The organism is Acinetobacter sp. LipI_15, assembly GCF_058242865.1.
In genome coordinates this window covers 195,034-220,880 of record NZ_JBZAYN010000001.1, presented here as the reverse complement: position 1 = coordinate 220,880, position 25,847 = coordinate 195,034, and the positions used below count along the sequence as shown (strand labels likewise).

Below are 25,847 nucleotides of genomic sequence, written 5' to 3'. Positions count from 1 at the left end.
AAATTAAAACGTAATGAATAGCGGATTAAAAATGACAGAAAAACGTGGTAATCCTTCTCCTGCTACAACACAACCTTTAATCGCACTGTATTGCGGCTCCCGCTCTGGTAACAATCCAATTTATCAAGAAAAAGCCATCGCATTAGCGCAAGGCTTGGCTGAACATGGTTTTGGTCTGGTCTATGGTGGAGCCAGTATTGGCCTGATGGGTCAAGTCGCTGACGCTGTGGTCGAACATGGCGGCGAAGCCGTTGGTGTGATTCCTGAGTTTATGTTGGATTATGAAATTGCACATAATCATTTGACTGAATTACACGTCGTGCGCAGTATGCATGAGCGTAAAGCCATGATGGCAGAACGTGCCAGTGCCTTTGTTGCCCTGCCCGGTGGTCTCGGCACATTCGAAGAAATTTTAGAAATCGCCACTTGGGGACAGTTGAATCAACACCAAAAACCGATGATGCTTTATAACGTCAATGGCTTCTATGATGCACTAATTGCACAATTAGACCATGCGGTCGCTGAAGGTTTCTTGCCGCCGCAGCATCGTGCCAAACTGATCGTATGTAATTCTTCGAAGCAGATCTTTAGTGCACTAAAAAATTTAGATTGCCCAAAAAATTTCGTGGTCTAACTGTATTTTAGATGTCAAAAAGGGGAATAAATTATTCCCCTTTTTTATTACTCGATATCCTACTTCAAATAGAGATCGTGCCGACTTAACCCGACACCACACGATAGAACCATGGCAAGGTTGTCGCTAAGAAAATACTCATCAATAAACCAAGCATCAATTTCATCGCATCTTTGCTGACATTTCGTGAAGTTCGATATTTATTCACTTCATGTAAATGCATGGACATGGCAAATTCACGTCCTGCGAGTAAACCCAAGAACACCCAAGTGGTACTCATAGGAATATTACTCCACTCTTTGAACACCAATAAAATCAAGGCATACATAAAGTCGATAATGGTTGCCGAGCGGATATCAGCCACACCCGTTTTGGTGTCGATAATGCCCTGAATCGCCCCGCCACGTTGGTACAAAATGATCCCAAGCAGTACGATAAACACCACAATTGCAAAAATCAGGAACTCCAGCGGCACCTGACGAGGGACGTAGACAAAAATATTGGCCAAATCCTGAATCAGCCACTGACTCCATAAAAATGCCGTCGAAACCCACTGTAGTCCCACCCAAATATTCGAGGGTGTTTCATCACGTGTTTTACTGAAATAAACCGAGATGCCTTTAATCACAAATCGATAAACAATAATCGCAACAACAAAAGCTACCGCATAACCCATCATCGACTTGGTTAACATCGACCCAAGACTACTCGGAGAGAAAATCGTTAACACTAAGAATGTGGTGCTGACCGGGATTCCGTAGCGAGTCAAAATGATCAGTAAGATCGGTGGCACAATATAGAGCCACGTGACCCCTTCTGCGGGAAATGGAATCGTTTCCAAACGACCATAAGATGCATCCCCCACGCCAGAACTGTACCAACCATAAACCAATACAATGGCTAGAATACTGCTGACATAGATCCACAACAGCCACCAAGGGCGATGCGCATTGGATGAAATAAAGGTTCCCAATGTCTGTGGCACATCATTACCGACAATAGAATAGGCCGCGAGACAGAAGCCTATGACCATCAGAATTTCGATTGTCATGAAAACAAAACACCTTTGCCATAAAGAAAAAGCCCTCCAATAAATGAAGGACTTGAGCGCATTATGACAGTTTATCTGGCGTTCATACAATTTTGTGCCGTGTTTTTCTCGCCACTAAAATAAAAAATTTAGATAAAACAACAATTTAAAATTAAATTATTTCAATTTAATCTGATAAACCGCAGTGCTACCGTTCACTTCATTTCCAACCACCAACAAAGGTTGGGCATTGGGCGAATCTTTGGCCGCAATAAAAATCAGACCTTCAGGTCCCACATCGCCTTGTTTAACCACATCAGTGCCGAAACTTGTAGTTTCATGTTTTCATTCGTCTTTTATTAAAATATGACCAATTTATAAACATTAGGTTGCATAGAGATGAAACTTTCATTGCATTTTTCTTGCAATTTTTTGGCTCAATTATGCAAAGCTTTTACTACATCCAAATGGCAATATTCATTTAAACTGTTTAAAAATCTCAGCTTTATTGACATATGAATAGCACGCCAACGCATCAGGCTTTACAACCCGAATTTAGACTTCTAGTGCTATTGGTCTCTATTGGCTTTTTTATGCAAGGCCTGGATACGACCATCGTCAATACCGCAATCCCTGCTATGGCGAGAAGTCTAGGTGAAGACCCACTTCAAATGCATAGTGTGGTCGTGGCCTATGTCTTGTCTGTCGCAGCGTGTATTCCCTTAAGTGGTTGGTTGGCCGATCGTTTTGGCGTACGAAATACGTATTTCACAGCCATTATTATTTTTACGTTAGCATCACTAGGCTGCGGTATGGCCAATAGCCTGAATGAGCTGCTGGTTTATCGGGTAATTCAAGGCATAGGTGGCGCATTACTGCTACCTGTTGGGCGTTTGGCAATGCTCAAAGTGATTCCTCGGACACAGTTTTTATCGGCCATGAGTCTAATGAGCCTTGCCGGTTTGATGGGCCCCTTAATAGGCCCTACCCTTGGCGGTTGGATGGTGGAAGTTGCAACATGGCATTGGATCTTTTTAATTAACATTCCAATGGGACTGCTAGGGGTACTCATTACCTTTAAAGCCATGCCCAATGTGACCGAACCGAGCGTACAACGCTTCGACTTTATGGGTTTTTTCTTATTGGTCGTCGCCATGGTGGGGTTATCGTTAGGCATTGAAAACTTTGCCAGCCCGCATCTGCCGCTATGGTGGAGCCTGCTTTTGGTCGCTGCGGGGATCATCGCTAGTTTGATCTATGCCTTTCATGCACATACCCATGCCAATGCGCTGTTTCGCAGTAAATTATTTCAAAATCGGATCTATGCCATTGGCATTATCGGCAACTTCTTTGCCCGCCTTGGCGGCAATGCCATGCCATTTTTGATTCCCTTAATGCTACAAGTGGCTTTTGGCTTTGAGCCCTTTATCACAGGGTTATTGATGATACCGACTGTACTCGGTTCATTGGCATCAAAACCGATTATTCGTCAAATTATTCAACGTTTTGGCTATCGTAAAGTGTTATTGGTAAATACTTTCTTGGTCGGCGCCTGTATTTGCAGTTTTGCACTCTCTACGGCTGAAACCCCCACTTGGTTACGTGCCTTACACTTTTTTATTTTTGGTATTTTAAATTCGCTGCAATTCGTTTCGATGAATACCTTAACCCTCAAAGATTTACCCCAACAAGATGCCAGCAGTGGCAACAGTTTCTTGTCGATGATTATGATGGTATCCATGAGTATTGGTGTGGCTTTGGCAGGGACTTTAGTCAACGTGTTTACGGCCTATTATGGTCCTACACAAATCGAAACGGCATTCCATAGCACCTTGATTTTACTCGGCTGCATTAACCTGATTACCGCAGCGATTTTTTGGCAGATTCCTAAACATGTGGACGTCTAAACCTATGTCATCGGGCAAATCTATGACAGATCAACCCTTAAAAGGTTATGATAAAAGGGATACTTGGATACATTTTCATGCCTAAAAAAGCCAAATCACGTACCTCTAAAAGTTCACTCAAAAAATACAGCCCGATTATTGCACTCAGCGCTATCAGCGGCGTCATGGTGGTGGCTGGATTAGGTTATTTAGCCGTGATGCCGCATCGCCCTGCATCTGCAGAAGAATATCCCGTCAAAGGTTTTGATGTTTCTCATCATCAAAAAGATATTCAATGGTCAAAAATTTCACCTAAAAAATACCAATTCGTTTATCTCAAAGCCACAGAAGGTGGCGATTTTAAAGATCGAAAATTTCAAGACAACTGGTTACAAGCACGGGAAAACGGCTTTTTAGTTGGGGCCTATCATTTTTACCGTCTGTGCCGTGATGGCAAGATTCAGGCGGAAAATTTTATTGCTTCCGTGCCAAAAAAAGCCGATGCCCTTCCTCCCGTGATTGATTTGGAATATGACACCAACTGCATTAACACCTACAGCAAAGAGCAGTTACTCAAAGAAATCAGCTATATGCATGATCGCTTGCACCGCCATTATGGCAAACAACCGATTTTTTATACCTCGAAGTCTTTTTATAATATTGTCTTAGCTGGCGAGTTTAAACAGACGCCGCTGTGGGTCCGCGAATATAAAGGCCCACCCGATCTAAAAAACAATCCGAAATGGCTGATTTGGCAACATACTAATCAAGGAAAAATTCAAGGCATCTCGACCACCGTCGATTTAAATGTATTTTCAGGTGATGCCAAGGCATGGACTGAGTTTTTAGACAAAAACGGCGTTTCCCCGATCAAACCCCGTTGATTTATTCACCGACTCAGGACAACATCGAACAAAATAATCCATGAAAACTGAGTCGCAGGATGCGTATTTTAAAAATTTTTCTTATTATATTTTCAGTCTTTATAATCCTCGCCATCGGGATATTGGTTTACTTGATCCAACCTTCAGGGACCTTGGCAGTGTTTAAAACGTGGCATTATCAACATCCCGCAAAAAGCACTACAGATACTCACTCAGCGGCGCCCTATCACGTAAAATTCTTTGGTGTTTCGACTTTACTGTTTGACGATGGCCAAGAGCAAATCCTCATCGATGGCTTCTTTAGTCGGCCATCGCTCAGTCAGACCATATTCACTCAAATCCAAAGTGATCAGCCTTTATTACACAGCTATATCGACCAATACGACTTAAAACGCACTCGTGCTATTTTCGTGACTCATTCACATTATGATCATGCGCTCGATATTCCAATGTTGGCCCACCAGCTCCCCAAGGCCATGATTGTCGGCTCTAAAAGCACCTTAAATATTGCACGGGCAATGCCAATCGCTGAATCACAATTACACGAAGTTCAAGCATGGCAGCCGATGCAAATCGGTAAATTCACCATTACTGCCATCCCCTCGCAACATACTCCGCCAACGGCCGTGAATGATGATTTGGGGGAAGAAATTTCGCAGCCACTGCAACTCCCTGCACATTTTAGTCAGTTTAAAGAAGGTGGATCATATGATTATCTCATCCAATATGGGCCGCATTACAGTTTAGTCAAAGCCAGTACAGGTGCTGTGCCCAAACAGTTGCAAAAACTAGAAGTAGATACTTTATTTTTAGGCATCGCTCAGCTTTCCAAGCAAACGACGGCGTTTCAACAGCAATATTTCAAAGAAACCTTAGCGACCCTTCAACCCAGCACCGTGATTCCAATTCATTGGGATAATTTTTTCAAACTACTGAATCCAGAGCTCGAATTTTTACCCCGCTTTGCCGATGACACCCCTCAAAGCTTAAATCTATTGATACAGTCGGCAGCAGCTCAAAACACCAAGGTGGTTTTACTCAGTCAACCTGTGTCGTTCGAGTTAAAAAATTGAGGAAAGCGTTGGATTGACTGTGCGATACTGAAATTCAATTTTTAGGCACTGATCTAACTAGGCATGAGGAAAATCATACATATCGACATGGATGCATTTTTTGCATCTGTAGAGCTGCGGGAACGTCCAGAACTCAAGCAGCTTCCTGTTGTTGTGTCTTCACATCACCCTCGTGCAGTCATCTGTGCCGCGTCCTATCCTGCACGTGAGTTTGGTTTACGCTCTGCAATGTCGATGGCACAGGCCCGTAAACTCTGCCCACAGGTCGTGGTGATTGAACCTAATTTTGAAAAATATCGTGCCGTTTCGGCACAAATTCATGCCATTTTTCAACGCTATACGTCTCTGATTGAGCCGCTATCTTTAGACGAAGCTTATTTGGACGTCACAGAAAATTTACAACACATTCCGAGCGCCACCGAAGTCGCTATGCGAATTCAGGCAGAGATTTTACAAAGCACTGGTTTAACTGCCTCCGCAGGTGTCGCGCCCAATAAATTTTTGGCTAAAGTCGCTTCTGATTGGAACAAACCCAATGGCATTTGTATTATCAAACCTTCACAAGTTCTGCATTTCATCCATGACTTGGCACTGAAAAAAATTCCTGGTGTGGGAAAAGTGACTCAAGAAAAATTAAAAGCCATGCAACTCAATACATTAGGTGATTTACAACAAATTGAAGAAGCCTTTCTGATTCATCATTTCGGTAAATATGGACGACAACTTTATCTGTATGCACAAGGGATTGATGAACGACCGGTCCAATCTAGCCGCGAGCGTCAGCAGATTTCCAAAGAAACCACTTTTGATGATGATCTCACCCTGAACCAATGTCAGCCCTATTGGCCCAAACTGATTGACCAAGTTTGGTCTAGTTTAGAAAAAAAGCAGTTAAGCGCGCGCGGTGTATCGGCCAAATTAAAACTGAAGAATTTCCAAGTGCTACAGCACAGTAAAAGTTTTAAAACGTCACTGAATCATCGTGAAGACCTTGCGCAGGTATTGCAGCAATTACTGCATGAAATGCATATTTCTGAGGACGATCAATTTCGTCTGATTGGCGTAGGGGTCTATCAATTAAGTGCGCAAAACCAAGAAGCACAACTTTCGCTGCTCTAAAACTTCATGAAGATCGTATTTGCTTAATATTTAGGCAGAAGAGCAAATTTAAAGCAATTTGCTATTCACAAAGCCTAAAATTAGAGTACTCTATCAGCGCACTACATTATCCGTGTATGCGCTGAGATGCTGAAAATCACCTTTACTTTCAGCATGCTGTCCTGTGATTGGCGTGACGATCAAATCCGAATATTACAGGGCAACTCTGTTGTCAATCATGGAATACCCCGCTGTATGCCTTCTGCAAAATCTGCTCCAAATCCTCAAAATATTTCACAAAATCAAGAACAACGTGCGCGTAAAGCCGCATTAAGTAGCTTCATTGGTGCCGTAGTCGATTGGTACGATTTTTTACTTTATGGCATTGTTGCCGCACTCATTTTCAAAGATCAGTTTTTCCCCAGTATTGGCAACAATATGGGCACGCTTGCTGCTTTAGCCACATTTGGCGTCGGCTTCCTGTTCCGCCCCTTAGGCGGCATTGTGTTTGGACATTTTGGTGACAAACTGGGTCGGAAAAAAATGTTGGTGCTCACCGTCATCCTGATGGGCATTTCGACTGTCGGTATCGGTTTATTACCCAATTTTGCGGCCATCGGTTGGTGGGCCCCGATCCTGCTCGTGACACTTCGAGCAATACAGGGTTTTGCGGTTGGTGGTGAATGGGGCGGCGCTGCCCTGATGGCTGTAGAAAATGCCCCGAAAGGCAAAAAAGCCTTTTACAGTAGTGGTGTACAAATTGGCTATGGCGTCGGACTCGTTCTGGCAACAGGCGCTGTGTCTTTGATTATTGCCACTTTGGGTGAAGATGCTTTTGCCGATTGGGCGTGGCGAATTCCCTTTATTGCCAGTATTGTCTTGCTGGCTATCGCAATGTGGATCCGACGTGATCAAGACGAATCTCAAGAATTTGTCGACCATGTGGTCAAAGCTCAACAAACGCCACAAAAATTACCGATTCTGCAAGCGATTAGCCAACACCCCAAAGCCTTTTTCTACATTATTGCGCTGCGCTTGACCGAGTTACTCACCATGTATTTGGTGACGAACTTTGCACTGAATTATTCCACCGCTCAATTGGGCATGGACAAACAGTTCTTCCTCAATATCACCTTAATGGTTGGTGCCATTAGCTGCTTCAGCATTCCGCTCTTTGCGTGGCTAGCAGATCGATTTGATCATCGTAAAATGTGCGTGCTGGGTGGCTTAATTGGTGCGCTTTCAGCTTTTCCCTTCTTCATGGCCCTTGATGCACAAAATACTTGGCTGATTATTGTCGGTGCAATTTTCCTTGCCAATATTGCCCATGATATGGTGGTGAGTGTACACCAACCGATTTTTACCTCCTTGTTTGGTACCGCCTATCGCTACAGTGGCGCAGGTGTCGGCTATCAAGTGGCCAGTATTATCGGTGGTGGCTTTACCCCAATGATTGCAGCAGCTTTGGTGATTTGGGGTGATGGTTCATGGCATTATGTGGCAATTTACCTTGCTGTCGGCTGTTTATTGACGGCCTTAGTTGCAGCTACAATGCCTAAAACTCAAGATTAAGTGACCTTTTTGCTTTCAGGATATTCCGCATGACCATCCAACGCCTGCATGTTTCAAAACGCTTCTCCGAAATCGCTATTTCCGGTCAATTGATCCATTTGGCAGGTCAATTGGCAACAGACCTTGATTTAGACATCAAAGGACAAACACAGCAAACATTTGAGATCATTGATCAATTTCTTGCAGATGCCGGTACAGATAAAAGCCAGATTATGTCAGTGACCATTTATCTGAAAGATATTGAACAGGATTATGCCGCATTCAATGAGGTATGGGATGCGTGGGTGTCAGACATTGAAGCATTACCCAGAACTTGTGTTGAAGCCAAATTATACGACCCGCGTGTACTGGTAGAATTAACCGTCGTAGCCGTTAAGCCTGAATAATCATTAAGCCTAAATAACCATTAAAAAAAAGCATGTCTAAAGACACGCTTTTTTTTGCAAAAGGCTTTGCTCTTTGAATCCCTAAGATCCAATAATTTTGATCTTTTTACGTTCCAAATCTGAATATAAATGATATTTTTTCAAATCATTAACCGGTACAAATGGCGCTTGTACACGCTGCTCATTTAAGAAATCTTCGCGTAATTGAACGTACTCAGGCACATCATCATAACGAATGACACGATAGCCTGCCAAAGCGAGCAAAGCATCTTGATATTGCGACTGCTGCATCCGTTTGAGTACCATTGGATCATCTAAAGCGACGATCGCCAAAATCTGATGCTGTTCATCGAGGACAACAAAGTCCGCCACCATATTTCGATACTTATTCCGCGTACGATAATATTTCGTGGTCAACAGTGCATCAAAAGACACATGCGCGAGGATCGTATGCTTAGGCAAAATTTCTTTTAAACGCGTGTAGGTTAATTGCTCATTAATGTTGAAAATAGCACGTTGTTTCAATGCACTATCTTGTTGCTTAGAATCACCTTCTAAACTTTTCCAAGCCATTATGAGCACACAGAAGAGTAAAATACTCCCTATTACTATGTATATAGTCATCTCATAATCCTTTATATTTCTTATATTTTTGGTTTTTGACATACTTCTTATGAAGACGAAGTATACAACCAGTATTATTTTTTTAATTTCCTATTAAAAAAAATAACTCTAACTTTCACACAATACGTATTTAAACTGACAAAAAGTTGCAAACTTAAAGCGTTAAACATCACATGCCACTTCGTTCAGAGTAATAGCATCCATTGCTATATACAGATACTTTAGATCATTCGCTAAAATGACAGCAAGTGCATTTCCTCTCACTGTCAGACAATTCCGATAAGCTGTCAAATTTTGCTCGTATTTCATTGAGATAACCGACACACATATGGCATTGAGCTTGTAACAGCATATAAAAATGCAAACTGTCTTATGCTGCCAAGCATAACACCCATAAAAAAAGACACCGAAGTGTCTTTTTTTATTTAATCATTTTAAGCGCGTGATTTAGGCTTCGATTTTCCTTTGGGTTTCGGACCGCCAAAAGGTTTTTTCGCATCACCCGTTTCACGCGGCGGCAGACCAGTATGCTGCGTCAAGATTTGACCGCGCTCAGGACGCTTCTTGGTATTTGAAGGACGCGATTGAGCAGCCTTCGTCCGATTACCTTGTTCGCCTGTACGTTTTTGTGAATCACCCGCAATGCTTGAGTTCTTTTTACGTGCAGATTGGTATTGGCCCTCAGCACTACCCGCAGGCTGATACGTCGGAATCAAATGCTGTTTTGAGTTCCCTATCAGATCCTGACGCCCCATTTCTTTAAGCGCTTCACGTAGCAACGGCCAGTTGTTTGGATCATGGTAACGTAAGAAGGCTTTATGCAAACGGCGGCGTTTTTCACCTTTCACGATATCGACATTTTCAGTATAACGCGCCACTTTAGCCAGCGGGTTTTTACCGGTGTAATACATGGTCGTTGCAGTCGCCATTGGTGATGGATAGAAGGTTTGCACCTGATCGGCACGGAAACCATTCTTCTTCAGCCAAATCGCCAAGTTCATCATGTCATAGTCCGTCGTACCCGGATGCGCTGCAATAAAGTAAGGAATGAGATACTGCTCTTTCCCTGCTTCCTTACTGAAACGATCAAACATTTGTTTGAAACGGTCATAGGTCCCGATCCCCGGTTTCATCATCTTCGATAATGGACCTTTTTCGGTATGTTCAGGCGCAATCTTCAAGTAACCGCCGACGTGATGTGTCACCAATTCTTTGACATATTCTGGGTTTAACACCGCAAGGTCATAGCGTAAACCAGAACCGATCAGAATCTTTTTAATCCCCGGCAATGAACGCGCTTTACGGTATAACTGGGTTAAAGGCGCATGATCTGTGTGCAAGTTTTGACACACACCAGGGAATACACACGACGGCTTACGGCAGTTCTTTTCAATCTCAGGATCTTTACATGCTAAACGGTACATATTGGCTGTTGGGCCGCCTAAATCCGAGATAATTCCGGTAAAGCCCGGTGCGGTATCACGAATTTTTTCAACTTCGCGCAAAATCGATTCTTCAGAACGGTTTTGAATAATACGCCCTTCATGCTCTGTAATTGAGCAGAAGGTACAGCCGCCAAAACAGCCGCGCATGATGTTCACGGAGAACTTAATCATGTCAAAGGCAGGGAAACGCGCTTCACCATACGCAGGATGTGGCAGACGTGCATACGGCAAGTCAAACACATAATCCATTTCTTCTGTAGTCAAGGGAATCGGTGGCGCATTCAGCCAAACATCACGTTCACCATGCTTTTGCACCATCGCGCGCGCATTGCCCGGATTGGTTTCCAAATGCAAAATACGGTTGGCATGTGCATACAGCACAGGATCATTCGCCACATCTTCATAGGCAGGCAAACGAATCACCGCCAATTCACGCGGCGGCAATTTATGCTTAATGGCTTTTGATGCAGGTTGCAGCTGCACGATTTGCGTGTCGGCGTCTAAATTATCGCCTTCACGAACAATCGGATTTGCTACCGCCTCTTTTTGGAAGCCCTGATATTGCGTAACGCTGTCTTTGCCTTTCTCGATTTCACAGCCTTCAAGGTCTTCAGTCATCACGTACGGGTTAATGATCGGATCGACACGGCCAATCGCATCGACATCATTCGATGCAATTTCAACAAACTTCGCTTTTGAAGCCCGGTTATTTTTATTCACAATAAATGCTGTACCACGAACATCGGTAATTTCGTGAATTTTTTCGCCACGCGCCAAACGATGCATGATTTCCGTGATTGAACGTTCACCGTTACCATACATCAATAGATCGGCTTTCGAGTCCATCAATACTGAACGGCGGACTTTGTCTGACCAATAATCATAATGTGCAATACGGCGCAGCGAGGCTTCAATACCGCCCAATAATACAGGCACATCTGGATAAGCTTCACGCACACGCTGGCAATATACCGTTGCTGCGCGGTCTGGACGTTTATTCGGTTGATTATCCGGAGAATATGCATCATCCGAACGGATTTTACGGTCTGCCGTATAACGGTTGATCATTGAATCCATGTTGCCGGCAGTCACGCCCCAAGCGATATTCGGTTTACCCAATACACGGAACGCTTCTACATTGGTCCAGTCTGGCTGAGCAATAATCCCGACACGGAAGCCTTGCGCTTCAAGGGTACGGCCGATAATGCCTGAACAAAATGATGGATGATCGATATACGCATCACCGCAAACCAAAATAAAGTCGCAGCTGTCCCAACCGAGTTGATCCATTTCTTCGCGTGACATCGGCAAAAATGGCGCAGGGTCAAAACAAGACGCCCAATATTTGTCGTAATCAAACAACGCTTTTGGCGCAGTCTGCATAGTATAAGCAGTAGACATGGCTAGCAATTCTCGGCTGGCAGATGGAATGATCTGAAAAAAGATCAAAGAAGATGAAAGCCGATCATTTTACCATGAATTCCATTCATCATGCTTGATTATAATTTATACAATAGCTACAGAATCATTGAATTGTTTTATATAGACATCAGATGTAATCGTGCTGTAGCACGACTATAAAACTAGATTTAAATAAATCATTTGTAACTTTGCTTTAGTTTAAATCAATCTAGAATGTGCCATGAGTTATCGCATTTTTATTCAACATTAAAGCCTGTGCCTGTTGAAATTGGATGTGCATTTCAGGTAAATATTTTTCAATATAAATCTTACGCTTATCTATACTGTCTTGAGTCATCAATGGTTTTATATCAAGCATTTGACGGCGTGTCGTTTCCTGCTGATATTTTTGCCAAAAACTCAATGCTGCATTTGGATCAAAGCCCGCTTTCGACATCAGATCAAGTGTAAGGACATCTGCTTCTAGTTCAAATTTTGAAACTTTAGGCAGAAAAACAGCTTGCCCAGTCACACTACTGGCAGCCGTTGCAAGCGCACCGATACCCGCAGTTGAAGAAATCATCGCCACCTGACTTGCAAACAGCAAAGAAATCTTTTCACGATGATGATCACGCAATGCATGTGCCATTTCATGCGCCATCACAAATGCCAATTCATCTTCAGTCAGCTTTAAACTCCAATACAAACCCGTGTTAATGACAATTTTCCCACTTGGAAAACCATGTGCATTTAAATCTTTATTGAGATTCCCACTGACTTGCCAATCCCATTGACTCGAACCTTGACGGTAAAACTCCGCATTTTTTTTGAGTTTATTTAAAACCTGATCCAATTTCGGATCAATGATCAATAGTTGTTTGTCTTTAGACTGATGAATAAATTGTTGATACGATCTATCCGCCTGTTTAGTTAATAACTTTTGAGGAACGATAAAAAACTGTTTTCGCTCTGCGCCTGCTGTCCCTAAATTCGTGGTACTTGTACAAGCTGAGATTAAGATAAAAACCAAAGCCATCATTAAAATAGTTATATTTTTCATAATCGCCTTAATTTTAATACCAATATTAGACTTCTTTCATAATTCATTTTTTGCTCAGCTCTAAATTATAGATTCCCGCAATTAAATTGAATCTTAAGCCCAGTCTTTTTCCTCGATTACGATATCGCTCGGCAAGGATTTTGAAAGTTTTTAAACTACCAAATACATGCTCAACCCCAATTCTTCTTTTGTTGATTTCTTGATTATAGATTTTTAGTTCAGGATCTAATTTACAGCGCTTTTTTGCTTTTAATGGCAACAAGCTATTTGGATATATTGCATAAATCCCTTGATAGCCTTTATCTGCAAGGATAAAGGCACCTGCCGGAATCTGATGTAAGTTTCGTTTGAAGAGTTCGAAATCATGTACAGCACCACGATCAGTGCATAAACTCAGAATTTGCTGAGTTCTATAATGAATGATGGCCTGGACTTTGAAAGTATGTGCCTTCTTTTTGCCACTATAGCTTTTCTTCTGTTTTTTTAGGTCTTTGTATTGGAATTTCTGTGGCATCAACAATCACCACGTTCCAGTCGATGCCTTCGCCCTCAGGCAAATGCTTCGGTAAATTAAATAAATTGGACTTGATCAGGCAGTCCTCTACATGACGGACAATTCTTGAAGCAGTTGGCTCTGACACACCATAACTTGTTGCAACATGGAACAAGATTCGGTATTCGCGCCAATAACTTAAGCACAGAAGGATTTGATCTTCTATGCTCAATTTAGTTGGTCTACCTTTAGCAGGAATATGCATTTTCAGTTGTTCAACCATTAAATCAAAGGTTGACCATGATATGCCGGTGTATCGCTTAAACTGTGTTTCAGAAAGCTTCTTTGAATCGATATATTTCATCTGCAGATTATGCATGAATATTTAAAATTCTTCGGTACAAATAATCAGCAAGAGACTGTTCGTTTTTTGATTTATGAAAGAGGCTTATTGATCTATATATAATTCTATATAAAAACAAGTGCAAAAATATTCAAAAAAAACAAATAAACCATTAATATCAATTATTTAAAAATATATTAAATTTTAAAAATGATAACCAAAAATATTTTATTTATTATATTGTGATGCGTTTCATTATTATGAGGCACCTTTTAAAAAAATATTAGACTAAAGTTTTATAATCATAAAAATAGTAAATTCCGCCATTTTTATAGTGTTATTTATATAAAAAAATAGATGTAAAACGAATATTAAATAATAGCTTATTCACATATTTCTATTTTAATTTATTCAATTTTATTGCTAAAAATAAACCGATCATCAAAATAACAGCAATAAAGCTCGTCAACCCCATCCAACCAGACATTTCCCAAACCAAACCACTACTACTACCCAAGATACTAGAACCTAAATAGTAGCAAAATAAATACAGCGATGAACCTACGGCACGGTACTGCAAGGATTGAACCGAAACCCAACTACTCGCAGTGGAATGCGCTGCAAAAAAAGCGAAAGTGAATACAATCAGCCCCAAAATGACTGACCCAAATGCCGGAATGAGTATAATCAACAGCCCCAACAACATCATGATCAGCATTGCAGGTAAAACTTTTTCACGCCCAAAGCGTTTCCCCCAACTTGCAGCCCGAGGTGAACTATATATTCCTGCCAAATAAGCTATGGAAATTAGCCCAATCCAAGTTTGAGAAAGTTGATAAGGTTCTTCTAATAGGTGGTAGCTCATATAATTAAATATAGAGACAAAACATCCCATGAGGATAAAACCTTGAAGGAATAAGATTCTCAGCTTAGGATCTACTAAATTTTTAACGAAAGATTCATAAAATCGGTTGAAACGAATGGGATAAGCTTGAAAATGTTGAGATGCTGGAAGTAATAAAAAGAATGCTGTGGCTATACATAGGTTAATGATGCCGATAATCATCATGGCATTTTGCCAACTAATATAGTCAATCAATACCCCTGCAATGAGACGGCCGCCCATTCCTCCAATTGCGGTACCCGATATATATAGGCCCATTGCAAAGCCTATATCTTTTTGCGCAATTTCTTCACCTATATAAGTCATTGCAACAGCAGCTACACCACTAACACTTAAACCAATCAGCACGCGATTCAGTAGAAATACTTCCCAAAGTGGAAATATAGAACTGATTATTAAAAGTGACGCCGCCAAAAATAAAGCGGTGACCATCACAGGCTTGCGTCCAAATCGATCTGAAATCAAACCGGTGAAAAGTAGCCCTATCGCTAAAGCAATAGTAGAAAAAGATAAAGGAAAACTGCTATGTGTCGGACTGACATGAAAGAAATCCGCAAAAATGGGCATCATCGGTTGTACACAATACAACGATGAAAAGATTGCGAAGCCTGCTAAAAATAAAGAAAATAAAATGGCAAGAAATGGTCGTGTGCCATATTCAATATAAGGAGAAATTGAGGCTAAATTAGACATGAGCTTTCCATCAATGACACGGATAGTATACGCCTTTCAGCCTTTAATTTAAAAATCACATAAAAATGAATGAAGAATTCTTTGTTTTCTTCCTTCGCCCCTTTTCGCCACACATAAAAAAACACCCCCTGCACTAGTCAGGGGGTGTTTCGAATAATGAGCTGGCGATGACTTACTCTCACATGGGTAACCCCACACTACCATCAGCGCTAAGAGGTTTCACTTCTGAGTTCGGGAAGGGATCAGGTGGTTCACTCTTGCTATTGTCGCCAGCACAACTGTTATGGATACTTGCTTAGTCTAATCTCAGAGCAGTGCTCTTCGTGCTAAGTTTTCTACCAAATGAGTTATTAACAGATCATATCTGAGTTGCAGTATTTTGTTCTTAAGCGTTAACTAAATCAAGTTATTTTGCTTAATATCGAATCAATTGAGCTTTTATACAACAACTGTTTGGGTGTTGTATAGTCAAGCCTCACGAGCAATTAGTATTGGTCAGCTTCATGCGTCACCGCACTTCCACATCCAACCTATCAACGTCGTAGTCTTCAACGGCTCTTTAGTGGACATAAAGTCCAAGGGAAATCTTATCTTGAGGTAGGCTTCCCGCTTAGATGCTTTCAGCGGTTATCCCTTCCGAACATAGCTACCCGGCGATGCGACTGGCGTCACAACCGGTACACCAGAGGTTCGTCCACTCTGGTCCTCTCGTACTAGGAGCAGATCCTCTCAAATTTCCAGCGCCCACGGTAGATAGGGACCGAACTGTCTCACGACGTTCTAAACCCAGCTCGCGTACCTCTTTAAATGGCGAACAGCCATACCCTTGGGACCTGCTTCAGCCCCAGGATGAGATGAGCCGACATCGAGGTGCCAAACACCGCCGTCGATATGAACTCTTGGGCGGTATCAGCCTGTTATCCCCAGAGTACCTTTTATCCGTTGAGCGATGGCCCTTCCATACAGAACCACCGGATCACTAAGACCTACTTTCGTACCTGCTCGACTTGTGGGTCTCGCAGTTAAGCGCGCTTTTGCCTTTATACTCTACGCGTGATTTCCGACCACGCTGAGCGCACCTTCGTACTCCTCCGTTACTCTTTAGGAGGAGACCGCCCCAGTCAAACTACCCACCAGACATGGTCCTCGCTCCAGATCATGGAGCAGAGTTAGAACCTCAATATTACCAGGGTGGTATTTCAAGATTGGCTCCACCGAAACTAGCGTCTCGGTTTCAAAGCCTCCCACCTATCCTACACAAGTAAGATCAAAGTTCAATGTCAAGCTGCAGTAAAGGTTCACGGGGTCTTTCCGTCTAGCCGCGGGTACACCGCATCTTCACGGCGATTTCGATTTCACTGAGCCTCTGCTGGAGACAGCGCCCCCATCATTATGCCATTCGTGCAGGTCGGAACTTACCCGACAAGGAATTTCGCTACCTTAGGACCGTTATAGTTACGGCCGCCGTTTACTGGGGCTTCGATCAAGAGCTTCGCTTACGCTAACCCCATCAATTAACCTTCCAGCACCGGGCAGGCATCACACCCTATACGTCCACTTTCGTGTTTGCAGAGTGCTATGTTTTTAATAAACAGTTGCAGGGGCCTGGTTTCTGTGGCTGCTCTCAGCTCAGGAAGCAAGTTCCATCACCAAAAGCAGCGTACCTTCTCCCGAAGTTACGGTACCATTTTGCCTAGTTCCTTCAGCAGAGTTCTCTCAAGCGCTTTGGTCTACTCGACCTGACCACCTGTGTCGGTTTCGGGTACGATTCCAGTGTAACTGAAGCTTAGAGACTTTTCCTGGAAGTATGGTATCAGCCACTTCACTGTACAAGTACAGCTTGCTGTCAGATCTCAGCATAGAGTACCCCGGATTTGCCTAAGATACATGCCTACTTCCTTTCACCTGGACAACCAACGCCAGGCTGACTTAACCTTCTCCGTCCTCTCATCGCATTACACTGAAGTATTGGAATATTAACCAATTTCCCATCGACTACGCCTCTCGGCCTCGCCTTAGGGGTCGACTCACCCAGCCCCGATTAACGTTGGACTGGAACCCTTGGTCTTTCAGCGAACGGGTTTTTCACCCGTTTTGTCGTTACTCACGTCAGCATTCGCACTTCTGATACCTCCAGCAGACTTCTCAATCCACCTTCATCGGCTTACAGAACGCTCCCCTACCACTTACACTAATGTGTAAATCCGCAGCTTCGGCATATAGTTTTAGCCCCGTTACATCTTCCGCGCAGGCCGACTCGACTAGTGAGCTATTACGCTTTCTTTAAAGGGTGGCTGCTTCTAAGCCAACCTCCTAGCTGTCTATGCCTTCCCACATCGTTTCCCACTTAACTATAATTTTGGGGCCTTAGCTGGCGGTCTGGATTGTTTTCCTCTTGACTACGGACGTTAGCACCCGCAGTCTGTCTCCCGGATAGTACTCATTGGTATTCGGAGTTTGCATCGGTTTGGTAAGTCGGGATGACCCCCTAGCCGAAACAGTGCTCTACCCCCAATGGTATTCGTCCGAGGCGCTACCTAAATAGCTTTCGGGGAGAACCAGCTATCACCGAGTTTGATTAGCCTTTCACCCCTATCCACAAGTCATCCCCTGGCTTTTCAACGACAGTGGGTTCGGTCCTCCAGTTAGTGTTACCCAACCTTCAACCTGCTCATGGATAGATCACCCGGTTTCGGGTCTACACCCAGCAACTAAACGCCCTATTAAGACTCGATTTCTCTACGGCTCCCCTAATCGGTTAACCTTGCTACTGAATGTAAGTCGCTGACCCATTATACAAAAGGTACGCAGTCACCAAACAAGTTGGCTCCCACTGCTTGTATGCATGCGGTTTCAGGATCTATTTCACTCCCCTCACAGGGGTTCTTTTCGCCTTTCCCTCACGGTACTGGTTCACTATCGGTCAGTCAGGAGTATTTAGCCTTGGAGGATGGTCCCCCCATATTCAGACAAGGTTTCACGTGCCTCGCCCTACTCGACATCATTATCTAAGCCCTTTCGCGTACAGGACTATCACCTACTATGGTCGCACTTCCCAGAGCGTTCCACTAAAGCTTAGATAACTTAATGGGCTTTTCCCCGTTCGCTCGCCGCTACTGAGGGAATCTCAATTGATTTCTTTTCCTAAGGGTACTGAGATGTTTCACTTCCCCTCGTTCGCCTCATAAACCTATGTATTCAGTTTATGATACCCGCCTTATAGCGGGTGGGTTTCCCCATTCAGAAATCTCCGGATCACAGGATATTTGCCGCCTCCCCGGAGCTTATCGCAGGCTATTACGTCTTTCATCGCCTCTGACTGCCAAGGCATCCACCACATGCACTTAATTACTTGACTATACAACCCCAAACAGTCGCTAATACATACAAGTTGTATTTCGCGTCGCAAACTTAATTGCCACAGTTAGAGTCTCGTGAACTTAATCACTGTACAGCTTCAATTAGATTCATATACCAAAACGCTTGATTCAGTTAATTTCGCTAGTAACTCATTTCATTCAACTTTCACAATTGCTTGTTAGGTTAAATCAAACGAGTATGAACAAATTATTTCAACTCAAATATATTCTGTTAATGATTTTTCCAGCCTTCGTCAGGTCAGGAAACTGTGATAAATCACAGAGCTTAATAACAATGAAGCGAATCATACGCCACTTTGTTGCTAAGCTCTATAACCTAAACACTTGATCGCTTAAGGACTAAACAACTTCAACACTGCATGATCACATACTGCGCGAAGCGTAGCTTCTTGCTTAAATTTCAAGTAAAAGCGTTGCTTTTATAATCTTGAAATTTGGTGGAGACTAGGAGAGTCGAACTCCTGACCTCCTGCGTGCAAAGCAGGCGCTCTACCAACTAAGCTAAGTCCCCAGCTTATCAATAAGTCAATGTTTCTGATTCTCTGTTTGCTTCCGTATTTTATTCAAATACTTCGTCAGTAGTGGTGGGTCTGACAAGACTTGAACTTGTGACCCCACGCTTATCAAGCGTGTGCTCTAACCAACTGAGCTACAGACCCTCAGATACATCGTCATGAAGAACAACTTGTTGTGGATTCTTACCAATCGTCAATCTTTCGTTAAGGAGGTGATCCAGCCGCAGGTTCCCCTACGGCTACCTTGTTACGACTTCACCCCAGTCATCGGCCACACCGTGGTAAGCGTCCTCCTTACGGTTAGACTACCTACTTCTGGTGCAACAAACTCCCATGGTGTGACGGGCGGTGTGTACAAGGCCCGGGAACGTATTCACCGCGGCATTCTGATCCGCGATTACTAGCGATTCCGACTTCATGGAGTCGAGTTGCAGACTCCAATCCGGACTACGATCGGCTTTTTGAGATTAGCATCTCCTCGCGGAGTAGCAACCCTTTGTACCGACCATTGTAGCACGTGTGTAGCCCTGGTCGTAAGGGCCATGATGACTTGACGTCGTCCCCGCCTTCCTCCAGTTTGTCACTGGCAGTATCCTTAAAGTTCCCGGCTTAACCCGATGGCAAATAAGGAAAAGGGTTGCGCTCGTTGCGGGACTTAACCCAACATCTCACGACACGAGCTGACGACAGCCATGCAGCACCTGTATGTAAGTTCCCGAAGGCACCAATCCATCTCTGGAAAGTTCTTACTATGTCAAGACCAGGTAAGGTTCTTCGCGTTGCATCGAATTAAACCACATGCTCCACCGCTTGTGCGGGCCCCCGTCAATTCATTTGAGTTTTAGTCTTGCGACCGTACTCCCCAGGCGGTCTACTTATCGCGTTAGCTGCGCCACTAAAGCCTCAAAGGCCCCAACGGCTAGTAGACATCGTTTACGGCATGGACTACCAGGGTATCTAATCCTGTTTGCTCCCCATGCTTTCGTGCCTCAGCGTCAGTATTAGGCCAGATGGCTGCCTTCGCCATCGGTATTCCTCCAGATCTCTACGCATTTCACCGCTACACCTGGAATTCTACCATCCTCTCCCATACTCTAGCTTCCCAGTATCGAATGCAATTCCCAAGTTAAGCTCGGGGATTTCACATCCGACTTAAAAAGCCGCCTACGCACGCTTTACGCCCAGTAAATCCGATTAACGCTCGCACCCTCTGTATTACCGCGGCTGCTGGCACAGAGTTAGCCGGTGCTTATTCTGCGAGTAACGTCCACTATCTCTAGGTATTAACCAAAGTAGCCTCCTCCTCGCTTAAAGTGCTTTACAACCAAAAGGCCTTCTTCACACACGCGGCATGGCTGGATCAGGGTTCCCCCCATTGTCCAATATTCCCCACTGCTGCCTCCCGTAGGAGTCTGGGCCGTGTCTCAGTCCCAGTGTGGCGGATCATCCTCTCAGACCCGCTACAGATCGTCGCCTTGGTAGGCCTTTACCCCACCAACTAGCTAATCCGACTTAGGCTCATCTATTAGCGCAAGGTCCGAAGATCCCCTGCTTTCTCCCGTAGGACGTATGCGGTATTAGCATCCCTTTCGAAATGTTGTCCCCCACTAATAGGCAGATTCCTAAGCATTACTCACCCGTCCGCCGCTAGAAATCGGTAGCAAGCTACCTATTCCCGCTCGACTTGCATGTGTTAAGCCTGCCGCCAGCGTTCAATCTGAGCCATGATCAAACTCTTCAGTTTAAAATCAATAGTACATATAGTGTACCAATCTTGGCTCATCAATTACTGACAAAAATTTGCTCAAATAAACTTCGAGTAATTTCTACCATCAATCAATGAAAATAATTTCGACCAATCAACTAGTAAAAATCCACACAAGTTGTTCTTCATAATCTCTTAATGATCTTCTTGCTGGTTCGTCACCAGCAAGCTAGGTCGGCTATATTACTCTTTATTTCTAAAGAGTCAACCAGTAATTCAAATTATTTTTAAACTTTCTTTCTAAAACTCAACTTAATCAATTCAACCAAGTCATTGTTTTATCAGAAGTTTTAATCTTCATCACCACCGATGGATGTGCATTCTACAGCATTTCTGATCCAACGCAACACCTTTTTCCATTTATTTTTAATTTTTCATTACGTTTGTTTATTTATTCTACTAAATCAGTATTTTTTACTTAAAAAAGAGTTTTTAGTGTACAGAAAGCATGCAATACGCCATAGGCACCCATAAGATAAACATTAAAACTGGCATAACACCGTGCACTTCTTCAGGCTTTCTATACAACCACTGAATAAATGGAATGACGATACCAAATAATGTCGCCATTAATAGCACATCAACGAATCCACCTTTCAGCAGTAGCCACAGCAATACTGGCACACTCATCACCAAGCCAATTATCAATAAAACACAGTTTATGTGCGTTTTATTCACGCTTTGGTACGGCATCAACTCCAAAAAGGTAAAGACTGGGATTTTGCAACGTGGGGGGGTGCCGATGAACCAATTTGACTTGGCGATGACCAATCTTGCCTTTAGCAGTGTGGTACTTTTGGGCATTCGCGCTTTAGGAATTTTTCCATCAAAACAAGAAACTGAAAGCTTTTTGCATTTTTGGCGTTATGTGGGTTGGTTGATGGGTATTGATGACAAATGGTTAATTGAAAAAGAATCTGATGGTTGGAAACTGTTGTATTGGATGCAATTTGTACATCCTCAATCTGATGCAAGCAGTATGGCTCTCGGCGCCAGTCTCTCTAAAGAACCTTTTGAACGACAGTACAAATACCTTCGACCACTTCAGCAAAAACTGGCTTATCGACAACATCTGGAGCTGACACAATTTTTTATTGGCAAAAAACGCATGCATAAATTAGGGCTCAAACCCCAGTCTGCCGCATGGTTTGCTTATTATTTATTGGCTAGAAATCTTGTCCTGTATTCAGGTGCTAAGCATCTCCCAAGTTTAAATCAAAAATTACAGCAAAAAGGCCGTGCGATTCAAAAACTCGGTTTAGCACTGTATCAAAGTAAGGCCAAACAACTGGCGAGTATGCACCAATAAAAAAAAGCAGAGCGATCGCTCTGCTTTTTGGATGACAAATATCAAGATTTAGAATTTCATCGAAATACGTGCCCAATAATTGCGACCAATATTATTAAACTGTTGATCGGTCGCTAAACCTGTCCCCGCATCACCCAGTTTATTCAGATGTTCGGTATAGGTTTTATTCAGGAGATTATCCACACCGACAGATACATCTACACCCTCATCAATATGATATGTTCCATTTAATGACAAGGTTCCGAAACCGCCACTCTTTTTCACATCATAGCCGACAATATTACCCTGATCTTTACTGATGCGGTTTTGACCATCAACTACTCGCCAAAATGCGCCTAGAGTATATTTATCTTGGATATAGCGTACATTTACACGTGCTTCTAAAGGCGAAATTTGTGGTAACGGTTTACTATCCGTTGTGTTTTTACCCCAAGCATACATTGCACTGACATCCGCCTGAATGGCATCACTAAATTGATACCCGACACCCGCTTCAGCGCCTGCAATGGTTGCATCTACATTTTTAGCGCCTGCACTAAATGTCGAACCATGATCATGCATACCTGTATTTGGATGATCATGGTAACTCATCAAAATGTAATCATTAATTAAGCCTGCATAAGCTGATGCCCATGAACTAAATGCTCCATGCGTATGTTGATAGCCCATATCCAACTGCAAAGTTTTTTCAGGATTAACACCGTTAAATGTATTGGTCGAACCTGCATTACCATGTTTAGGGCTGAATAGCTCCCAATAATCTGGCATACGTTCAACATAACCTAAACCAATATACGTTTTACCATCATCATGCTCAGGATGATGGTTTTCAAATCGAATAAAGGCACTTGGTAAGGTTTCTTTCAATTCAGTATTAAAACCACTATTCGCAGAAGCTGCACGTTCATCTTTTACTTTGACCTGATCAACACGTACACCTGAAACCAATTTGTTGTTTTCACTAAGCTGATAGCTTAATTCACCAAAACCGCCATAAGAATTAAATTGCATATCTTCAGTGAGTGGCTTATTCATCGATGGCATCATCAACGCAGTCATACTGCCCGCATGTTTATTGTTTTGCGTATCTAAACCTGTAATAAACTGGAACTTATCCCACTCATGTGTCACGGCCATACGTGCATTTAAAGTACGACGCGTCACCTGCATTGCCATTGGATTTGGCATTTGCATCATCATGCCGTGATGCTCCATTTCCATCATTGGTGGTGTACGTAAGCTAAAGTTATCCATCACATGGTCGTTGTAGCTATAGTTCACTTGCGCTTCGATCTTTTTAATCACATCAGTGACATTTTTTTTCTCTACACGCAGCCCTAAACTTTTACGAGCAAACTGAGAACCATCCATACCACGGCCAGCATACACTGCTTCACCATCGGCCTTACCGCCAGTCAGTTCGATCCAGGTATCTTCATCAGGTGTCCAACCTAAAGCTAAATCTGCGTTCCAACGCTCCCAATCTGAAGGTACTGTATTACCATCTCCGTCTTGGTAGCTATCCGCAACAGAACGACTGGCATTCAAACGGACATATTTTTTCTCATCACCGACTGCCGCTTCGACATTGTGATCTAAACGACCATAAGAACCGATCATCACACTGGCTTGACCACGGTAGTTTTTATCAGCATCGAATTGTTCAGGTTTTCGTTCAAACAAGACTGTTGCAGCAGAACCTGTATTGGCATATTGAACCGTTTGAGGGCCTTTAATCACTGAAATTCGGTCATAACTTTCAGGGGAAATATAAGACGTTGGTGCATCCATACGACTTGGACACGCCCCGAGATTTTCTGTGCCATCGGTCAAAATTTTAATGCGTGAACCAAACATGCCACGGAAGGTTGGATCTGCATTGGTTCCCCCATTTTTAATGGCACTAAACCCCACAATGCTTTTTAAATAATCGGCCCCATCACTGGCAGGTATCGGTTGAATCGGCTGTTTGGGGTTGGCACGAACAATCAGGCCATTGGCATCATTCCCTTGATGTGATGTCACCACAATCGGTGCCAAAGTCTGTACAGCATTGGTTTCCGTCATCTCTACGGACATCTCGTCAGCCATCACTGTAGTTGAATAGCAGGCAACACAAATTGCAGCCGCAAGAGGCTGTAGAAAAAATTTAGGCTGAGCCATGTTTATCTCACAAAATACATAAATAAAGGCGTACCTGAGTCCTCAAAGACCCAAGTTTAAAAAACGTCGGATTTATGCAGCGAGTGGCGGGGCTCGACCTTGCGGAAGTAAAAAGAGTTGTTGAAGAACAAACCAGACATGCTTGAAAGCTTTTTGAAAAGCAATTAAACGAACTTGAATTCGATCAAGCACTTCTTTCACATCAAGTTCAGGGGGCAAAACCAAATTGCCATAGACCGTACAATACTGACATTGATGACTGGTATCATGTTCATGGGCAGTATGATCGACTTGAACTTGCTCTACATGAGCGGAAGATGAATGGTGTGAATGTGCGGTATGTTCAGCATGAACATTGGGAAGTAAAAGTGCACGCGTAATGGTTTCGCAGACCGGAGCAACTTGATATTGCTTGGGCAACAATGGCTGTAAAAAAACAGCAATCTGCAAAAAAACGGCTGCAAAGGACAGCAGCACTCCACTACGAAACAATACAGGCAAACCCTAACATTTGTCTGACGCAAGTATAACAAAGCCCAATCGAAATTGGGCTTGTCTCAGGTATTTTTTAACCGCGATCAATTAACGTTTAACTGCGACTTTATCTTTTTGACGTTGGCGAACCAACTTTTCCACTTTGTCACGTGCACGTTGACGTTTCAAAGGCGATAGATAGTCGACGAATAACTTACCATTTAAGTGATCCATTTCATGTTGGATACAAACTGCGAGAAGTCCGTCCGCTTCCACTTCAAATGATTGACCTTCAAGGTTAATTGCCTGAATTTTTACACGTGACGGGCGCTCAACTTTATCGTATATTTGAGGCACTGATAAACAGCCTTCTTCATAGGGCTGCGTCTCTTGTGTCAATGGCGTAATTTTGGGGTTAATAAACACCATGGGTTGATCTTTTTCTTCAGATAAATCCATGACTATCAGCTGAATATGGTGATCTACCTGTGTTGCTGCCAGGCCAATTCCCGGTGCTTCATACATAGTTTCAAACATGTCGGCTGCTAACTGACGAATTTCATCAGTAACTTCTTCGACTGGTTTTGCAATGGTACGAAGACGGGGATCGGGGAAACTTAAAATAGGTAATAAGGCCATACGACGTCCTCACTTATGCCATTGATCAAAAAACAAAATGAAGGAATGCTTCATCAAAAAATTGTGTGTAATATCG

Annotated in this window: 19 protein-coding genes, 2 tRNA genes, 3 rRNA genes and 1 pseudogene; 8 read left to right on the top strand and 17 right to left on the bottom strand. The window is 43.1% G+C overall.

Annotated features, from left to right (window positions below):
• Positions 1–13: 13 nt before the first annotated feature.
• A complete protein-coding gene (locus AC4CU0_RS01015) occupies positions 14–634 on the top strand; it encodes an LOG family protein (RefSeq protein ID WP_078189478.1) in 621 nt (206 codons plus the stop codon).
• An 85-nt stretch (positions 635–719) separates the two neighbouring features.
• On the opposite strand, the gene AC4CU0_RS01010 is transcribed toward AC4CU0_RS01015, so the two are convergent.
• A complete protein-coding gene (locus AC4CU0_RS01010; protein ID WP_078189479.1) occupies positions 720–1,685 on the bottom strand; it encodes a hypothetical protein in 966 nt (321 codons plus the stop codon).
• A 156-nt stretch (positions 1,686–1,841) separates the two neighbouring features.
• Entirely contained in the window at positions 1,842–1,979 is a 138-nt protein-coding gene (locus AC4CU0_RS01005) for a hypothetical protein (protein WP_180008096.1), read from the bottom strand.
• 200 nt (positions 1,980–2,179) lie between these two features.
• On the opposite strand from AC4CU0_RS01005, the gene mdtD reads away from it, so the two are divergent.
• From mdtD to AC4CU0_RS00975, 6 genes are all read left to right on the top strand, one after another.
• Positions 2,180–3,571 carry a multidrug transporter subunit MdtD gene (gene mdtD / locus AC4CU0_RS01000; protein WP_180129642.1) on the top strand — a complete coding sequence of 464 codons (1,392 nt, stop codon included), beginning with the start codon at positions 2,180–2,182 and terminating at the stop codon, positions 3,569–3,571.
• 77 nt (positions 3,572–3,648) lie between these two features.
• A complete protein-coding gene (locus tag AC4CU0_RS00995; RefSeq protein ID WP_490742259.1) occupies positions 3,649–4,434 on the top strand; it encodes a glycoside hydrolase family 25 protein in 786 nt (261 codons plus the stop codon).
• Between the two features lie 59 nt (positions 4,435–4,493).
• Complete coding sequence (locus AC4CU0_RS00990; protein WP_490742258.1) at positions 4,494–5,507, top strand: MBL fold metallo-hydrolase; 1,014 nt, start codon at positions 4,494–4,496, stop codon at positions 5,505–5,507.
• A gap of 63 nt (positions 5,508–5,570) precedes the next feature.
• Positions 5,571–6,626: a DNA polymerase IV gene (dinB, locus tag AC4CU0_RS00985; protein WP_490742257.1), complete on the top strand. Its 1,056-nt coding sequence runs from the start codon at positions 5,571–5,573 to the stop codon at positions 6,624–6,626.
• 234 nt (positions 6,627–6,860) lie between these two features.
• Entirely contained in the window at positions 6,861–8,177 is a 1,317-nt protein-coding gene (gene shiA, locus AC4CU0_RS00980) for a shikimate transporter (RefSeq protein WP_180077231.1), read from the top strand.
• Positions 8,178–8,206: 29 nt separating this feature from the next.
• On the top strand, positions 8,207–8,563 hold the full coding sequence (locus tag AC4CU0_RS00975) for a RidA family protein (RefSeq protein WP_180005213.1): 357 nt from the start codon (positions 8,207–8,209) through the stop codon (positions 8,561–8,563).
• A gap of 81 nt (positions 8,564–8,644) precedes the next feature.
• Here AC4CU0_RS00975 and AC4CU0_RS00970 read toward each other — a convergent pair whose 3' ends face one another.
• The 12 genes from AC4CU0_RS00970 to AC4CU0_RS00915 form a co-directional block, all read right to left on the bottom strand.
• Entirely contained in the window at positions 8,645–9,187 is a 543-nt protein-coding gene (locus AC4CU0_RS00970; RefSeq protein ID WP_078189487.1) for a DUF2726 domain-containing protein, read from the bottom strand.
• A 434-nt stretch (positions 9,188–9,621) separates the two neighbouring features.
• Complete coding sequence (locus AC4CU0_RS00965) at positions 9,622–12,033, bottom strand: YgiQ family radical SAM protein (protein ID WP_490742256.1); 2,412 nt, start codon at positions 12,031–12,033, stop codon at positions 9,622–9,624.
• A gap of 229 nt (positions 12,034–12,262) precedes the next feature.
• Positions 12,263–13,093 (bottom strand): M48 family metallopeptidase, encoded by an 831-nt coding sequence (locus tag AC4CU0_RS00960; protein ID WP_490742255.1) that lies wholly within the window; start codon positions 13,091–13,093, stop codon positions 12,263–12,265.
• A 43-nt stretch (positions 13,094–13,136) separates the two neighbouring features.
• Positions 13,137–13,607 (bottom strand): transposase family protein, encoded by a 471-nt coding sequence (locus AC4CU0_RS00955; RefSeq protein WP_490742254.1) that lies wholly within the window; start codon positions 13,605–13,607, stop codon positions 13,137–13,139.
• Positions 13,555–13,950 (bottom strand): transposase family protein, encoded by a 396-nt coding sequence (locus tag AC4CU0_RS00950; RefSeq protein ID WP_490742253.1) that lies wholly within the window; start codon positions 13,948–13,950, stop codon positions 13,555–13,557. The genes AC4CU0_RS00955 and AC4CU0_RS00950 overlap by 53 nt, the downstream gene beginning before the upstream one ends.
• A gap of 376 nt (positions 13,951–14,326) precedes the next feature.
• On the bottom strand, positions 14,327–15,526 hold the full coding sequence (locus AC4CU0_RS00945) for an MFS transporter (protein ID WP_490742252.1): 1,200 nt from the start codon (positions 15,524–15,526) through the stop codon (positions 14,327–14,329).
• 159 nt (positions 15,527–15,685) lie between these two features.
• Positions 15,686–15,800: ribosomal RNA gene (gene rrf, locus AC4CU0_RS00940) — 5S ribosomal RNA — on the bottom strand.
• A gap of 190 nt (positions 15,801–15,990) precedes the next feature.
• Positions 15,991–18,884: ribosomal RNA gene (locus AC4CU0_RS00935) — 23S ribosomal RNA — on the bottom strand.
• Between the two features lie 457 nt (positions 18,885–19,341).
• A tRNA-Ala gene (locus tag AC4CU0_RS00930) sits at positions 19,342–19,417 on the bottom strand.
• A gap of 71 nt (positions 19,418–19,488) precedes the next feature.
• A tRNA-Ile gene (locus AC4CU0_RS00925) sits at positions 19,489–19,565 on the bottom strand.
• Between the two features lie 61 nt (positions 19,566–19,626).
• Positions 19,627–21,165, bottom strand: a 16S ribosomal RNA gene (locus AC4CU0_RS00920).
• Together the 16S, 23S and 5S rRNA genes with 2 tRNA genes alongside form the textbook arrangement of a ribosomal RNA operon.
• Before the next feature lie 453 nt (positions 21,166–21,618).
• Positions 21,619–21,816, bottom strand: a complete 198-nt coding sequence (locus AC4CU0_RS00915) for a hypothetical protein (RefSeq protein ID WP_180135226.1) — start codon at positions 21,814–21,816, stop codon at positions 21,619–21,621.
• A 21-nt stretch (positions 21,817–21,837) separates the two neighbouring features.
• On the opposite strand from AC4CU0_RS00915, the pseudogene AC4CU0_RS00910 reads away from it, so the two are divergent.
• Positions 21,838–22,495 (top strand): annotated as a pseudogene (locus tag AC4CU0_RS00910) (oxygenase MpaB family protein); the annotation flags it as partial.
• A 48-nt stretch (positions 22,496–22,543) separates the two neighbouring features.
• Here AC4CU0_RS00910 and AC4CU0_RS00905 read toward each other — a convergent pair.
• From AC4CU0_RS00905 to def, 3 genes are all read right to left on the bottom strand, one after another.
• Positions 22,544–24,658, bottom strand: a complete 2,115-nt coding sequence (locus AC4CU0_RS00905; protein WP_490743593.1) for a TonB-dependent copper receptor — start codon at positions 24,656–24,658, stop codon at positions 22,544–22,546.
• 72 nt (positions 24,659–24,730) lie between these two features.
• On the bottom strand, positions 24,731–25,150 hold the full coding sequence (locus AC4CU0_RS00900; RefSeq protein ID WP_490743592.1) for a DUF2946 domain-containing protein: 420 nt from the start codon (positions 25,148–25,150) through the stop codon (positions 24,731–24,733).
• A gap of 90 nt (positions 25,151–25,240) precedes the next feature.
• Positions 25,241–25,771, bottom strand: a complete 531-nt coding sequence (gene def, locus AC4CU0_RS00895; RefSeq protein WP_078191459.1) for a peptide deformylase — start codon at positions 25,769–25,771, stop codon at positions 25,241–25,243.
• Positions 25,772–25,847 lie beyond the last annotated feature (76 nt).